Source organism: Actinoplanes subtropicus, from assembly GCF_000721705.1.
In the GTDB taxonomy this organism is placed as follows: Bacteria; Actinomycetota; Actinomycetes; order Mycobacteriales; family Micromonosporaceae; genus Actinoplanes; species Actinoplanes subtropicus.
Genome location: NZ_JOJL01000154.1, coordinates 1 through 451, shown reverse-complemented (window position 1 = coordinate 451; position 451 = coordinate 1). Strand labels below are relative to the sequence as shown.

At 68.7% G+C, this 451-nt stretch carries 1 pseudogene; it reads left to right on the top strand.

Features of this window, described 5'->3' with window-relative positions:
- Window positions 1-451 (top strand): annotated as a pseudogene (locus IH26_RS0152605) (benzoyl-CoA 2,3-epoxidase subunit BoxB); the annotation flags it as partial.

The window sequence follows — 451 nt, the reverse complement described above, 5'->3', positions numbered from 1 at the left end:
CCGAGCGGATCCCGAACAACGTCAATCTCGCCGGGGACCGGCGGCTGCAGCGGGCGCTCGAGGGCTGGCAGCCGAAGTTCCTGGACTGGTGGAAGCAGCTCGGTCCCGCGTTGCCGACCAAGGACGTCTATCTGCGGACGGCGATCGCGGTCGGCCGGGACGGCTGGGCCCACTTCGACCACGTGCCGATGGAGCAGTACCGCTGGGGCATCTTCCTGGCCGAGCGCGACCCGGATCGGGTGGTCGGCTTCGGCAAGCACAAGGGCGAGCCGGCCTGGCAGGAAGTGCCGGGCGAGCATCGCGCGGCATTGATGCGGCTGATCGTCATCCAGGGCGACACCGAGCCCGCCTCCGTCGAACAACAACGCATCCTCGGCAACACCGCGCCGAGCATCTACGACCTGCGCAACCTGTTCCAGGTCAATGTCGAGGAGGGCCGGCACCTCTGGGC